This window comes from Flavobacterium croceum DSM 17960 (genome assembly GCF_002917885.1).
GTDB classification, from domain to species: Bacteria; Bacteroidota; Bacteroidia; order Flavobacteriales; family Flavobacteriaceae; genus Flavobacterium; species Flavobacterium croceum.
Genome location: NZ_PQNY01000016.1, coordinates 1 through 16,151 on the forward strand (window position 1 = coordinate 1; position 16,151 = coordinate 16,151).

Annotated in this window: 8 protein-coding genes and 1 CRISPR repeat array; of the genes, 6 read left to right on the forward strand and 2 right to left on the reverse strand. The window is 31.5% G+C overall.

Annotated features, from left to right (window positions below; all coding sequences use genetic code 11):
- Positions 1 to 186: 186 nt before the first annotated feature.
- Entirely contained in the window at positions 187 to 4,608 is a 4,422-nt protein-coding gene (gene cas9 / locus Q361_RS11130; RefSeq protein ID WP_103726812.1) for a type II CRISPR RNA-guided endonuclease Cas9, read from the forward strand.
- A 222-nt stretch (positions 4,609 to 4,830) separates the two neighbouring features.
- A CRISPR array of direct repeats spans positions 4,831 to 6,313; the repeat unit is 36 nt; unit sequence GTTGTGGTTTGATTAAAGATTTGAAAACACGATATT.
- Positions 6,314 to 6,418: 105 nt separating this feature from the next.
- On the opposite strand, the gene cas2 is transcribed toward cas9, so the two are convergent.
- Entirely contained in the window at positions 6,419 to 6,748 is a 330-nt protein-coding gene (gene cas2, locus Q361_RS11135) for a CRISPR-associated endonuclease Cas2 (RefSeq protein WP_103726813.1), read from the reverse strand.
- Positions 6,739 to 7,623, reverse strand: coding sequence for a type II CRISPR-associated endonuclease Cas1 (cas1, locus tag Q361_RS11140; RefSeq protein WP_103726814.1), 885 nt, complete (start codon positions 7,621 to 7,623; stop codon positions 6,739 to 6,741). Before cas1 ends, cas2 begins: the two co-directional genes overlap by 10 nt.
- A 79-nt stretch (positions 7,624 to 7,702) precedes the next feature.
- Between cas1 and uvrC the strand changes: the two genes are divergently transcribed.
- The 5 genes from uvrC (at position 7,703) to hppD (ending at position 16,001) form a co-directional block, all read left to right on the forward strand.
- On the forward strand, positions 7,703 to 9,502 hold the full coding sequence (gene uvrC, locus Q361_RS11145; protein ID WP_103726815.1) for an excinuclease ABC subunit UvrC: 1,800 nt from the start codon (positions 7,703 to 7,705) through the stop codon (positions 9,500 to 9,502).
- Positions 9,499 to 11,748 (forward strand): patatin-like phospholipase family protein, encoded by a 2,250-nt coding sequence (locus tag Q361_RS11150; protein WP_103726816.1) that lies wholly within the window; start codon positions 9,499 to 9,501, stop codon positions 11,746 to 11,748. Before uvrC ends, Q361_RS11150 begins: the two co-directional genes overlap by 4 nt.
- An 80-nt stretch (positions 11,749 to 11,828) precedes the next feature.
- Positions 11,829 to 13,307, forward strand: coding sequence for an amino acid permease (locus Q361_RS11155; RefSeq protein ID WP_103726817.1), 1,479 nt, complete (start codon positions 11,829 to 11,831; stop codon positions 13,305 to 13,307).
- A 284-nt stretch (positions 13,308 to 13,591) separates the two neighbouring features.
- The gene (locus Q361_RS11160) at positions 13,592 to 14,746 is read left to right on the forward strand and encodes a homogentisate 1,2-dioxygenase (protein ID WP_103726818.1); all 1,155 of its coding nucleotides are present in this window, start codon (positions 13,592 to 13,594) and stop codon (positions 14,744 to 14,746) included.
- 94 nt (positions 14,747 to 14,840) lie between these two features.
- Positions 14,841 to 16,001 (forward strand): 4-hydroxyphenylpyruvate dioxygenase, encoded by a 1,161-nt coding sequence (gene hppD, locus Q361_RS11165; protein ID WP_103726819.1) that lies wholly within the window; start codon positions 14,841 to 14,843, stop codon positions 15,999 to 16,001.
- Positions 16,002 to 16,151 lie beyond the last annotated feature (150 nt).

Sequence of the window (16,151 nt, forward strand, 5' to 3'; positions counted from 1 at the left end):
CTTCAAGGTTGCTCATTATTGTAATTGTTTGAAAGTCAATACAATTTAATCATTATTAATGATTTGAGCAACTTTTTTTATAATGCACAACGGGTACAAAATATATTTTAGTTGGTTTACGGTTTTCCGTAATGTTATTTATTTTCTTTTTCTTATTTTTAGTAATTGATTTTAAAGCGATACAAAATGGCAAAAATATTAGGTTTAGATTTAGGAACAAACTCGATTGGCTGGGCGATTCGTGATACTGAAAACGAAGGGGTTAAACAAATTATTGATAAAGGAGTAAGAATTTTTTCGGAGGGAGTAAAATCCGAAAAAGGAATAGAAAGTTCTCGTGCTGCTGAGCGAACAGGATACAGGAGTGCTAGAAAAATAAAATACAGAAGAAAGTTAAGAAAATATGAGACTCTAAAAATACTTTCGTTAAATGGAATGTGTCCATTGTCAATTGAAGAAGTTAAAGAATGGAAAAAATCTAGATTCAAGAATTATCCTTTAAATCCTGAATTTTTAAAATGGTTAAGAACTGACGAAGAAGAAAATATCAACCCCTATTATTTTAGAGATAAAGCGAGTAAACAAAAAGTTACGTTGTATGAATTAGGTCGTGCATTCTATCATATTGCTCAAAGAAGAGGTTTCTTGAGTAATCGTTTAGATCAATCAGCCGAAGGAATTTTCGAAGAACACAATCCTCAAATACAAAGTCTTGTTGAAGATTTAGAAGACACAAAATTAATTCTAAATGAGCTAAAAGATTATTATGTCAATCATGGTTTAATTGAAGATATTGAAAAAGGTGTTTTTAAAAAAGATTTAGATGAAGGCGAAAAAAAGCTAAAATCTCTTTATAATTCTTTGGTTGCTATTACTAAAAAATACGAAGATGATCTTGTTAAATGTAAAGAAGAGCTTATTGCAAGATTAAATAAGAAAGAAGATTTAGGAAAAGTAAAAGGTAAAATAAAAGATATTTCACAAGCTATGCTTGATGGAAATTTTAAAACTTTAGGGCAATATTTTTTCAGTTTATACAATAATGCAAAAATTAGAAATCAATATACTTCAAGAGAGGAACATTATCTCGAAGAATTTATAACTATTTGTAAAGTTCAAGGAATTGATTCAATAAATGAAGATGAGAAACTACCCGAAAAAAAGTTTGTTGGTTTAGCTAAAGAATTATACAAAGCCATTTTCTTTCAAAGACCATTAAAATCTCAAAAGGGATTAATTGGAAAATGTTCTTTTGAAACCAGTAAATCTCGTTGTGCCATTTCGCATCCAGATTTTGAAGAATACAGAATGTGGACCTATTTGAACACTATTAAAATTGGTAAACAAAGCGAAAAAACATTGCGGTTTCTTACTCAAGAAGAGAAGTTAAAATTAGTCCCAAAATTCTATAGAAAAAACGATTTCAATTTCGAAGTTTTAGCCAAAGAATTAATTGAAAAAGGAGCAAGTTTTGGTTACTACAAATCATCTAAAAAAAATGACTTTTTTTATTGGTTTAATTATAAACCGACTGATTCAGTAGCTGCTTGCCAAGTTTCTGCATCATTAAAAAATGTTATTGGTGAAGATTGGAAAACTAAAATTTTCACTTATAGAACATTAAATTCTAAAAAAGTAGAAGTAACAAAATCAGTTGATTATAAAGATTTATGGCATTTACTTTCTGTTGCAACATCTGATGTTTATTTGAATGAGTATGCTAAAGAGAAATTAGGTTTTGATGATAAAAATGCAAAAGCATTCGGTAAAATCAAATTAAAAAAGGATTTTGGAAATCTGAGTTTGTCTGCAATCAATAAAATTCTTCCTTATATTAAAGAGGGTTTGTTGTATTCTCATGCGGTTTTTATGGCAAATATTGAAAATATTGTTGATGAAAACATTTGGAAAGATATTGAACAACGAAAATACATTCAAACAAAAATTGCTGAAATAGTTGAGAATTATACGTTTGAGAAAAATCAATTAGAGGTAATTAACGGATTACTTAAAGAATATAAAACTGAAGATAAAGACGGAAATAAAGTTTATTATTCTTTGGAAGCTGAGGCAAATTTTAAAACTGATTTAAAGAAAAAACTCAATACTTTATATAAATCTTTCCAAATAGAAAACGAACAGGAACAAACAAATATTTTTGAAAATTTATTTCCAATTTTTATTGAACAATTAAAAAAGTATGAATACATCAAAATAAAGCGTTTAGATGAAAAAGTTATAGAATTTCTGAAAGGAGAAAACGAAACTGGACAAGTTTTTTGTACAGAAGAAAAAGGAACTGATGAAGAAAAGGAGAAGAAAATAGCAAACAGATTAAAAAAACTATACCACCCATCCGATATTGAAAAATTCAAAAAGAAAATTATAAAAGATGAATTTGGAAATGAAAAAGTAGTTTTAGGTAGTCCTTTAACACCATCAATAAAAAATCCAATGGCAATGCGTGCTTTGCATCAATTACGCAAAGTTTTAAATACTTTAATTTTAGAGGGTCAAGTGGATGAAAATACTAGAATTCATATTGAAATGGCTCGCCAATTAAACGATGCTAATAAAAGAAAAGGAATTCAAGATTATCAGAATGAAAATAAGAAGTTTAGAGAAGAAGCTATCAAAGAAATTAAGAAACTCTATTTTGAAGATTGTAAAAAAGAGGTAGAACCTACAGAAGACGATATTTTAAGGTACCAACTATGGATTGAACAAGGTAAATGTGAAATATACGAACAAGGTAAAAACATAAGTATTTGTGATATTATAGGTAGTAATCCAGCCTATGATATTGAACATACAATTCCAAGAAGTATTTCTCAGGATAATTCTCAAATGAATAAAACGCTGTGTTCTCCGCGTTTTAATAGAGAAATCAAAGGTAATAAAATGCCTTTTGAATTGATTAACCATGAAGATATTAAACAACGTGTTTCACATTGGAAAAAAGAAGCTGAAGAATTAGATAACATGATTCAGGGATTGTCAAAATCAATAAAGTCAGCTTCAACAAAAGAAGATAAAGATAAAAAAATTAGAAAAAGACATTACCTTACTTTAAAAAGAGATTATCTACAAGGCAAATACGATCGATTTATTTGGAAAGAACCCAAAGTTGGTTTTAAAAATAGCCAAATTCCAGATACAGGAATCATTACCAAATATGCTCAAGCGTATTTAAAGTCGTATTTTAAAAGAGTAGAGAGTGTAAAAGGCGGCATGGTTGCCGAGTTCAGAAAACAATGGGGAATTCAAGAAAGTTACATGGATGAAAATGGATTCAAGCAGTACAAAGAAAAAGACCGAAGTAAACACACTCATCATACCATTGACGCTATTACGATTGCTTGCATGACCAAAGATAAATATGATGTTTTGGCAAAAGCATGGACTTCGGAAGATGAGCAAGATAAGCCAAAAGCAAGAGATCTCATGTCGGATGCCAAACCTTGGAAAACTTTTAAAGAAGATTTAGAAAAAATTGAAGAAGAAATTTTGGTTTCGCATTTTACACCTGACAATGTCAAAAAACAATCTAAAAAAATTGTAAGAGTTCGAGGTAAAAAACAATTTATTGCAGAAATTGAAAGAGATGGAAAAGGAAAAGCAATACCCAAAAAAGATGTAAATGGGAAAATTATTTACAAGCTAGATAAAAACGGAAAAAAACTTCCAAGATTTCATCAAGGTGACACCATAAGAGGTTCATTACATCAAGACAGTATTTATGGAGCGATTAAAAACCCATTAAATACAGAAGAGATTAGATATGTTATTCGTAAAGATTTAGAAAGTCTGAAAGCCAATGATATTGAAAATATTGTCGATGAAACTGTAAAAGAAAAAGTAAAACAAGCAATTTCAAATAAAGTCCTATTGCTTTCATCAAACGCACAACAAAAAAATAAAATGGATGGTATTGTTTGGATGAATGAAGAAAAACAAGTGCCAATAAACAAAGTAAGAATTTATGCTAATTCTGTAAAAAATCCATTAGAAATAAAAGAACATAGTTTATTGTCAAAATCAAGACATGAACATAAACAAAAGGTTTATGGGCAGAATGATGAAAACTATGCCATGGCAATTTATGAACTCGATGGCAAAAGAGAATTTGAACTAATAAATAATTTTAACTTAGCTAAACTTATCAAACAAGGACAAGGATTTTACCCTTTATACAAAGAAAAAGAAGTAAAAGGGGAAAAAGTTTTAGTACCAATTGAAAAAAGAAACAATAGAGATGTAGTTTTAAAGCGAGGTCAACAAGTTATTTTTTATGACAAGGAAGTTGAAAGTCCGAAAGATATTTCTGAAATAGTTGATTTTAAAGGAAGAATATACATAATTGAAGGCTTGTCAATTCAAAGGCAAGTTGTATCAGGAAAATTGTATGAGTTTGGAATTATAATGTTAAGATATTTTAAAGAAGCAAGAAAATCAGATGATATTAAAAAAGATAATTTTAAGCCCGATGGGATTTTTAAATTAGGTGAAAATAAACCAACAAGAAAAATGAATCATAATCAATTTACTGCCTTTGTTGAAGGAATTGATTTTAAAGTTTTGCCAACAGGTAAATTTGAAAAAATATAATTATGGATGACTCAAAATTAACAAAAGAACAAATAGAAAAAATCCAAGCTAAAATTGATAGATCTTCAAAAAAGTGGATTTAGTACAAAAACAAAAGAGGAGCTTTTAAGTGAAATTAAAAAGAAGTTAGGATTGCATTAGATTTTTAAAGGTTCTTTGACATAAAGTTTTCAAACTCTTAAACAGCCAAACCACAACGGAGTTTCGGCGACAGTTCACTCAGTTGTGGTTTGATTAAAGATTTGAAAACACGATATTATGTACAACAACAACAATTAGGACTTATAAGTTGTGGTTTGATTAAAGATTTGAAAACACGATATTCAGTTTCCAAAATCATAAAAAGAAACGTTGTTGTGGTTTGATTAAAGATTTGAAAACACGATATTCCAATAAGAAATCAACTGCAACAAAATACGTTGTGGTTTGATTAAAGATTTGAAAACACGATATTTTTTCTGTCTGTCTTTATCTAATCGAGCCAGTTGTGGTTTGATTAAAGATTTGAAAACACGATATTTGAATGCTACATCAGTGTTTGTGCTTATGCGTTGTGGTTTGATTAAAGATTTGAAAACACGATATTTAACTAATTAATTATTTCAATATGCACATTGTTGTGGTTTGATTAAAGATTTGAAAACACGATATTAAAAAGATTGTGATTTAACACTTGAACAAGTTGTGGTTTGATTAAAGATTTGAAAACACGATATTTGAGGTTGATGCCGACAATGCTTATGCTGGTTGTGGTTTGATTAAAGATTTGAAAACACGATATTTTCTGTGGTGTATAATGAGGATTGTGTAGAGTTGTGGTTTGATTAAAGATTTGAAAACACGATATTAATTATTCAGCTATTGTAAGCAACTCTCAAGTTGTGGTTTGATTAAAGATTTGAAAACACGATATTTGCCTTGTCAATATTAAACCCAATTCATAAGTTGTGGTTTGATTAAAGATTTGAAAACACGATATTTATTGGTTTGTCTATTTCTGGTAATACAGAGTTGTGGTTTGATTAAAGATTTGAAAACACGATATTATTTACAAAATTTATTAAAAGCTTAAATGAGTTGTGGTTTGATTAAAGATTTGAAAACACGATATTCATGAACGTATTACTAAAGATGGCTATATAGTTGTGGTTTGATTAAAGATTTGAAAACACGATATTCCATTCTTTTGTTGATGACTGCATTTGCGGGTTGTGGTTTGATTAAAGATTTGAAAACACGATATTTTGTTAACCGCTGTTTATCTTTTTTACATAGTTGTGGTTTGATTAAAGATTTGAAAACACGATATTGAAACCTTTTTTATAAAATAATCTTTGTTCGTTGTGGTTTGATTAAAGATTTGAAAACACGATATTATAACCCTACCCGATTTTTATTTAATCTAGTTGTGGTTTGATTAAAGATTTGAAAACACGATATTCAGTAACAGCATGATACTAGCAAACAATACGTTGTGGTTTGATTAAAGATTTGAAAACACGATATTGCGCTTTCAACAAATGAGGCGTAATTTAAGGTTGTGGTTTGATTAAAGATTTGAAAACACGATATTTAACTATTTGTAATTTTAGAAATATCATCAGTTGTGGTTTGATTAAAGATTTGAAAACACGATATTCGGCGGTGCGTTAGTAATGGGAGCTAACGAGTTGTGGTTTGATTAAAGATTTGAAAACACGATATTAGTTAGCTTTCTATATTTTGATAATCAATTAATTGTGTTGAAATATCGTAATAAAAAATGCTTCTTTTTTGTAGTGATAAGGCAAAATTGAGGCATTTTTTTATTTTAAAATAATTCCAATTGGGTAGGTTGGGGCGTTTTGGGTACTTCGGCTTTGCCCCAAAAATTCAAAATATTACCAAACTGTTTATCTGTAATTCGCAACACACTTACTTTGCCCAATGGTGGTAATAAGGTATGTATTCGTTTTTCGTGTACATCGGCACTTTCACTACTAGCGCAATGGCGTATATACACCGAATATTGCATCATACTAAATCCATCTTTTAGTAAGCTGGTTCTAAAACCCGAAGCATTTTTTCGGTCTTTTTTAGTATCTGTAGGTAAATCAAAAAACACAAATAACCACATAATTCGGTATCCATTTAGTTCCATAATTTTGGATAGTTTATTTTTTTACGTTCACCCAAATAACATTGTTGTAAAGAGCTGGCCGTTTTTTGTAAACCAACCATCAACGGACTTTTTTCTTCTTTAAAATATACCGTTTTAGTAAGAACTTGCAATAATTCGCTTTTTATTTTGGTATTTAATTCTTGTTCAGAATAGTTCTGCATTATTTCAAAAACTTTTTCATCTACCATTGGGCGAAATGGTTCCATAATATCATCGGCTAAAGCAAAAGCATTGTATTTACTTTTATGATGAATACCTAGCGTATTTAATAGCCCGCTTCCAGACAAAGCCCTTGCTGTAGCTGCTCTTAAAATAGCATATCCATAATTTAAAAAATTATTTGGGTAATCACCAAAGCGTTCACGTTTAAAATTTTGTTCAAAAAATGTTTTCCAATAAAAATTTGCAGCAACACCTTCCATATTACTTGTATCGCCACTTAAAACTTTTCGAGATAAAAAATCAAAATTATTTTTCTTTCCAGTTATTTTTTCCAACAAAATACCTTGATTGGTAATTTTTTCAACAATGGTTTGTTGCCAAAGTTGTTTTTTGAGTGGTTCGGAAGCATTTATTTGGTGCTTAAAAATTTCTTGTTGAATATGATGACTGTTTAAATTCATAAACAAACCATTGGGTAAGTGATGGGCATTGCAAATTATCACAGCAGCATTATGCTCTATAAGTAAATTTAAAGCAGGAATACTTATGTAAATTTCGGCATTATCGAGTACTAAATAGCCAATATCTTCTACAGGTATAGTACTTTCTTTTACTTCGGTTTTTATTACAAGCTGTTGATTTTTGGTGGTTACCGAAGCTTTGTTTTCTAGTAGTAAAGTTCTTTTTAACATATTTATTTGATTTTAAGGCGATTATAAATATATTAATTTTCAAGAATAATCGCAAATCAATTATTTTTATCTTTGTTTTATGCACGCTTCATTAGAACTTCAAATACAAACATTACCCGATAACCCTGGTGTATATCAATATTACGACAAAGAGGGTAAAATTTTATATGTAGGTAAAGCAAAAAATCTTAAAAAAAGAGTTTCTTCGTATTTCAATAAACATCACGATAATGCCAAAACCAATGTGCTGGTTCGCAAAATTGTTGAGATAAAACACATTGTAGTGGCTACCGAAGCCGATGCGCTTTTGCTTGAGAACAATCTTATAAAAAAACTACAACCACGCTACAATGTATTACTCAAAGACGATAAGAGTTATCCGTGGATATGTATAAAAAAAGAACCTTTTCCGAGAGTGTTTTCTACCCGCCGTATGGTAAAAGACGGCTCGGAATATTTTGGGCCTTATACCAATTTTAAAGTAGTACATACGATACTCGATTTAATAAAAGAGTTGTACCCTTTGCGAACGTGTAATCTCGATTTAAAGCCATCCAACATTAATTCAGGTAAGTTTAAAGTATGTTTGGAATACCATATTGGTAATTGTAAAGGCCCATGTGAAGGTTATGAAACACAAGAAAACTACGAAAAACATGTAAGAGCTATTCGAGAAATTTTAAAAGGAAATTTTAAAGACAGTTTGCGCGATTTTAAAAAAACGATGCAAGACTATGCCCTAGAAATGCAATTTGAAGAAGCTCAAAAAATTAAAGAAAAAATAGAAGTTCTTGAAAATTATCAAGCTCGTTCTACGGTTTTTAATCCTAAAATAAACAACATAGATGTTTTTTCTATTGTTTCAGATGAGGCTATGGCTTACGTGAATTTTCTACAAATAGCACACGGAGCTATTATTCGTTCGCATACATTAGAATTAAAGAAAAAACTAGACGAAACCGATGAAGAATTATTAGAATTGGCTGTGGTAGAATTGCGAGAGCGGTTTCATTTAACAGCCAAAGAAATCGTTGTGCCTTTTGCTATAAATTTGGGTGAAAATTTAAAAATTACAGTACCACAACTCGGCGACAAAAAGCAAATACTCGATTTATCTACTCGAAACGCAAAATACCATCGATTGGAACAACTCAAACAAATACAAATTGTAGATCCAGAACGGCACACCAACCGTATTATGGCACAAATGATGAAAGACTTGCGTCTTACTGTAGAACCTCGCCATATTGAATGCTTTGACAATTCGAATATACAAGGAACAAACCCTGTTTCGGCATGTGTGGTTTTTAAAGACGGAAAGCCAAGCAAAAAAGATTACCGTCATTTTAACATAAAAACGGTTGAAGGGCCAAACGATTTTGCCAGTATGGAAGAAGTGGTTTACCGTAGATATAAACGTCTACTCGATGAAAACGAACCCTTGCCTCAGCTTATAGTTATCGATGGAGGTAAAGGGCAACTATCATCGGCTTTAAAAAGTTTGGAAGCACTTAATCTTCGTGGTAAAATAGCAATTATAGGTATTGCAAAACGGCTAGAAGAATTGTTTTATCCAGGTGATTCAGTACCCTTGTATCTTGATAAAAAGTCAGAAACATTAAAGGTTATTCAGCATTTGCGTAATGAAGCCCACCGATTTGGTATCACATTTCATAGAGATAAACGCAGTAAGTCTGCCATTCAAACTAGTTTGGAAACCATACCTGGCATTGGCGAAAAAACAATGCAAATCTTAATAAAACACTTTAAAAGTGTTAAAAGAATTAAAGAAGCCTCCGAAAGTGAAATTTCTGAAGTAGTAGGTGTTTCAAAAGCCAAAAAAATTTCCGAATTTTACAAAACAAATTCTCAACTATGAAAGCCTTTATACAAGCCATAAGCCATAAAACAAATATCTCATATTTTTTTAAGTACAGGCTTTGGTTTGTGTTCTTTTTTTTAATTCCTTTTCAATTGGTTTCTCAAAATACAATACAGAAACCCAAAATAGGCGTTGTGCTTTCGGGCGGAGGAGCCAAAGGTTTTGCACATATTGGAGTGCTTAAAGTAATAGACTCATTAGGAATAAAAGTAGATTATATTGGCGGAACAAGTATGGGTAGTGTTGTGGGCGGACTTTACGCTTCTGGCTACACAGCCAAGCAAATAGATTCGCTATTTCATGAAATAAATTTCACAGAACTTCTTCAAGATTATATCCCTAGAAAATCTAAAAGTTTTTATGAAAAAAGAAACGATGAGGTGTATGCCATTACTTTACCGTTTAAAAAATTCAACCTTGGATTACCTTTAGCCTTATCCAAAGGAATGTACAATTACAATTTGCTTACAAGATTGTTGCATCCCGTACATCATACAACCAATTTTAAAGAACTACCCATTCCGTTTGTTTGTGTGGCTACTGATATTGAGAAAGGAAAAGAAATAGTACTCGATAAAGGGTGTTTGCCACAAGCAATATTGGCAAGCTCGGCTTTTCCTAGTTTGTTTTCACCTGTAGAAATAGACGGTAAAATGCTTATTGATGGCGGTGTACTTAATAATTATCCTGTAGAGCTGGTAAAACAAATGGGTGCAGACATTATTATTGGTGTAGATGTGCAAGACAATCTAAAAGACAGAAACGAACTTAAAGACGCTACGAGAATATTGGTTCAAATATCCAATTTACAAATGATAGAGTCGATGAAGAACAAGATTAAACAAACCGACATCTACATCAAACCTGATATTTCTGCCTACAATGTTGTTTCTTTTGATGATGGTGCAAAAATTATTCAAGCAGGAGAATTGGCTGCCTTACAACATATTCAACAACTTAATATTTATTCGAATATAAATTATAAAAAAACGCCTCTTAAAAAAGAGTCTGATAGTATTTGGATAAACAAAGTGTCTATAAATGAACTCCGAAATTATACACGAGCTTATGTTATGGGTAAACTTGGATTTAAAACAAAAAACAAGATATCCTACACTCAATTGGTAGACGGTATAAATAAACTTAATGCAACGCAAAATTTTCGATCTATATATTATCAATTAAATGATAACAACAACAATGATGAACTAAGCATAACACTTCAAGAAAGTAAAATAAGAACTTTTCTTAAGTTTGGATTGCATTATGATGGGCTGTACAAAAGTGGAATACTTACCAATATCACCCAAAAACGATCATTATTTAGAAACGATGTAATAAGTTTAGATGTTATATTGGGAGATAATTTTAGGTACAATCTAGATTATTATATAGACAATGGTTTCTATTTTAGTTTTGGAGTAAAATCTAGATTTAATCAATTCAACCGCAATGTTGCAACCGATTTTAATAACGGCTCTACTTTTTCTCAATTAGGAATAAACACCTTAAATATTGATTTTCAAGATTTTACAAATCAAACCTATGTACAAACCATTTTTGCACAAAAGTTTCTTATTGGAGCAGGTTTAGAGTGGAAACACATTAAATTGAAATCCAATACATTACAAAGTTCAGCACTATTTGAAAATAGCGATTACGGAAGTGTTTTTGGGTATTTAAAATACGACTCGTTCGACAATAAATACTTTCCTAAAAAAGGATGGTACTTAAATGGCGATTTACAATCATACCTTTATTCTACAAATTATACCGAAAAATTCAACCGATTTTCTATCGCGAAAGCAGAAACAGGTATTACAAGAACTTTTTTTAAAAAAATCAATTTAAAATTTCAAACAGAAGCAGGATTGGCTTTTGGAGAATCAAGTGTTCATTTTATGGACTTTATATTAGGAGGTTACGGTTATATGCCAATTAATAATTTTAAACATTTCTATGGTTATGATTTTGTGTCAATTGCATCAGATAGTTATATCAAAACAGCCCTGACTTTTGATTTTGAATTTTACAAAAAAAACCACATAAATTTTAGTGCAAACTTCGCCAATGCCGAAAATGGTTTGTTTCAAACAGGCAACTGGCTATCAATACCAAAATATTCGGGATATGCTTTTGGATATGGCTTAGAAACCTTTATTGGTCCTTTAGAAATTAAGTATAGCTGGTCTCCAGAATTACCCAAAGGATATACTTGGTTTGGAGTAGGTTTTTGGTTTTAATAGTTGTTTTTTTGTAAATAGTTTAAAAAATTAAACAAAAAAGTTATATTTGAACAATTAATCAACTAAAAACATTGTATATGTCTATTTGGAAAAGGAAATCTATAACGCAATTATTAGCAGAAGCCTCAGATTCTGAAAAAGGACTAAAAAGAACATTGACAGCATGGTCATTGGTGGCTTTAGGTATAGGTGCAATTATAGGAGCAGGATTATTTGTTCGAACTGCTACAGCTGCTGCTCAAAATGCAGGCCCATCAGTTACTATAGGATTTATAGTTGCTGCCATAGGGTGTGCACTAGCAGGACTTTGTTATGCAGAACTCTCCTCATCAATTCCAATTTCGGGAAGTGCATACACTTATACCTATGCTACTATGGGAGAATTATTAGCATGGATTATAGGTTGGGATTTAATATTAGAATATGCCGTAGGTGCAGCTACAGTAGGAATTGCTTGGAGTGAATATTTGAATAATCTACTGGTCAATGTTCTCCATGTAAGCCCCATTCCTTATGAATGGTGCCACTCTCCTTTTCAGCATTCGTCAGATGGTGTATCAGGAATTATAAATCTTCCAGCATTATTTATAGTTGCTATTATAAGTTTACTATTAATAAAAGGGACTCAAGAATCTGCCTTTGTAAATGGGCTTATTGTTGTTACAAAAGTAGCTATTGTAATTATGATTATAATTTTTGGATGGCATTTTGTTAATCCAGTAAACCATACTCCTTACATACCAAAACCATCTGTCTACACAGATTCACATGGGGTAGGACATAGTTATGGTGGTATTATGGGGATTTTAGGTGCAGCGGGTACCGTTTTCTTTGCCTTTATAGGTTTTGATGCTGTTTCTACTGCCGCACAAGAAACTAAAAATCCTAAAAAAGATATGCCTATAGGAATATTAGGATCGTTAGTTGTTTGTACTATTCTTTATATACTTTTTGCCCATGTACTGACAGGTGTAGCAACAGTTGAAGATTTTAGAGGAGAAGGTGGCGAAGCATCTGTAGCCTATGCAATTCAGAAATATATGGTGGGTTACAAATGGTTAGCTGATTTTGTAACCGTTGCTATTTTAGCAGGATTTTCTTCTGTGATATTGGTAATGCTTTTAGGACAATCTCGAGTTTTTTATTCTATGGGTAATGATGGTTTGCTGCCAAAAGTATTTAGCGAAGTGCACCCAAAATTTAAAACACCGTACAAAGCTAATTTAATTATTTTAATAATAGTAGGGCTCTTTGCAGCTTTTGTTCCAGGAGACATAGTGGGAGATATGACAAGTATAGGTACTCTATTTGCTTTTATCTTGGTTTGTATTTCAGTTATTGTTCTTAGAAAAAAAGAACCAGATATGCCACGTGAGTTTAGAGCACCATTATCTAATCCTTCCTTTCCTCTCGTTCCTATATTGGGAGTAGGCGTTTGTCTAGCCATGATTTATGGTTTAGGATGGACCAATTGGGCAAGACTTTTAATTTGGCTTGCTATAGGATTAATAATTTATTTCACATATGGCATTAAAAATAGTAAACTAAACAAATAATTTAACAAAAAAATCCCAAATGTATGTTTGGGATTTTTTTGTTTAACAAGCAAACTTTTCCGATATTTGTTTATTAAATATCAGAATTTTTCTAAAAAGTAATGAAAAACTGGATTAATTTACCCATTCTACTAAAATACCTCATAAAACGAAATCCTGAATGAGAATGTTTTATGTGTCTAATTGTTTATGCAAAAATTAGTCAATTTTTTCAATACAATTTCTCAACGACACTTTTCCAATTGGCACATTGACTAATTATTTAATTATTTAATTTTAAAATTATGCCTATTTATCATAAACTTGGTACTATTCCACACAAACGTCATATACAATTTCGTAAACCAAACGGAGATTTGTATTATGAGCAATTGTTTGGTACGGTTGGTTTTGATGGTATGTCTACCAATATGTACCACGAACAAAGACCAACACAAGTAAAAGAAATAAGAAATCAATACTCAGTTGCTCCAAAAATTGCAAAATCCAATAATATTCAATCGTATAGATTAAGAGGGTTTGAAGTTCCTGCGGCAGATGATTTTTTAGAAAGCAGGAAAATTGTTTTAACCAACGCCGATTGTCATATTGTTTTGGCGGCACCTAGACAATCTACAACAGAATATTTCTATAAAAATACAGATTCAGACGAGGTTATTTTTATTCATAAAGGAACAGGTAAACTACGAACCATGCTTGGAAATTTAGATTTCAAATATGGTGATTATCTCGTTATTCCTCGCGGAATGATTTATAAAATAGATTTTGACACCACAGACAACCGTTTGTTTATAGTAGAATCGCACAGGCCTGTATACACTCCTAAACAATACAGAAATTGGTTCGGACAATTATTAGAACATTCACCATTTTGTGAAAGAGATATACGTCGTCCCGAAGAATTAGAAACCTATAATGAAAAGGGAGATTTTTTAATCAAAATTAAAAAGAAAGACGAAATATTTGACATGATTTATGCTACACATCCATTTGATGTTATAGGATATGACGGATACAACTACCCATATGCTTTTTCTATTCACGATTTTGAACCCATTACAGGACGAATTCATTTGCCACCACCCATTCATCAAACATTTGAAACCGATGCTTTTGTAATATGCTCTTTTGTGCCTCGTTTATACGATTATCATCCACAAGCAATACCTGCACCTTATAATCATAGTAATATAGATGCAGATGAGGTTTTGTATTACGTAGACGGTGATTTTATGAGTAGAAACGATATCGAAGCAGGGCATATCTCATTGCATCCTGCAGGTATACCACATGGGCCACACCCAGGAGCAGCCGAGCGCAGTATAGGAAAAAAAGAAACGCTAGAACTTGCTGTAATGGTCGATACTTTTAAACCTCTTATGGTTACAGAAGAGGCTATGAAAATTGCCGATGAAAAGTATTACCAATCGTGGTTATAAAAAACGCAATGTTAGAGATAAATAAAACACACAATAATTAACATAAAATCCTATTGCCCCTAGTAGGATTTCCTCTCAAAGAGGATAGGGGAAGATTATGAAAGAAATAAAATCGGTAGAGTACGGACTCGAAAAAATATTTGAAGGAGCGCAAGATTTTTTGCCTCTTTTAGGAACAGACTATGTAGAATTTTATGTAGGAAATGCTAAACAAGCTGCACATTATTATAAAACAGCATTTGGTTTCCAATCATTTGCTTACAAAGGACTTGAAACAGGCTCACGCAATGAGGTAAGTTATGTAGTAAAACAAGATAAAATAAAACTCGTTTTAACAACCCCCTTAAATAGTAATTCTCCTATAAACGAACATTTAAAAAAGCACGGAGATGGCGTAAAAGTAGTAGCGCTTTGGGTTGAAGATGCTCGTTCGGCTTGGGAAGAAACCACAAAAAGAGGTGCAAAATCGTATATGGAGCCTACCGTAGAAAAAGATGAGCATGGCGAAGTAGTGCGTTCGGGTATTTATACGTATGGAGAAACGGTACATATTTTTGTAGAAAGAAAAAATTACAACGGAGCTTTTCTTCCAGGATATATGGAGTGGAAATCAGATTATAACCCAGAACCATTAGGGCTCAAATATATTGATCACATGGTGGGCAATGTAGGTTGGGGCGAAATGAACCAATGGGTAAAATGGTACGAAGATGTTATGGGATTTGAGAATTTCCTTTCTTTTGATGACACTCAAATACATACAGAATATTCAGCCCTAATGAGTAAAGTAATGAGTAACGGAAATGGCAGAATAAAATTTCCAATAAACGAGCCTGCAGAAGGAAAGAAAAAATCGCAAATTGAAGAATATTTAGATTTTTATGAAGGTTCTGGAGTGCAACATATAGCAGTTGCTACAGACGATATTATAAAAACAGTAGCGGGATTAAAAGCGCGTGGCGTAGAATTTTTACCACCACCACCACAAGCCTATTACGATGATATACCAAGACGGTTAGGTACACACATGAGTATGATGAAAGAAGATATTAAAGAGCTTCAAAAACTATCTATTTTGGTAGATGCAGACGAAGAAGGTTATTTATTACAAATTTTCACAAAACCCGTAGAAGATCGCCCGACTTTATTTTACGAAATCATTCAAAGAATGGGAGCAAAAGGATTTGGCGCAGGTAATTTTAAAGCTCTGTTTGAATCAATAGAAAGAGAACAAGCATTGCGAGGAACATTATAAAAACGCTTTAATTTTTCATTTTATTAAAAAATAGACTTTTTTTAAGCTGTTTTTTGTGTTAAAAATGTTAAAGTTTGATTTTTATTGAATAAAATTTAAAAAACCAACTTAAATTTGCACACTCAAAACAAAAAGGGATACCTTTTTATT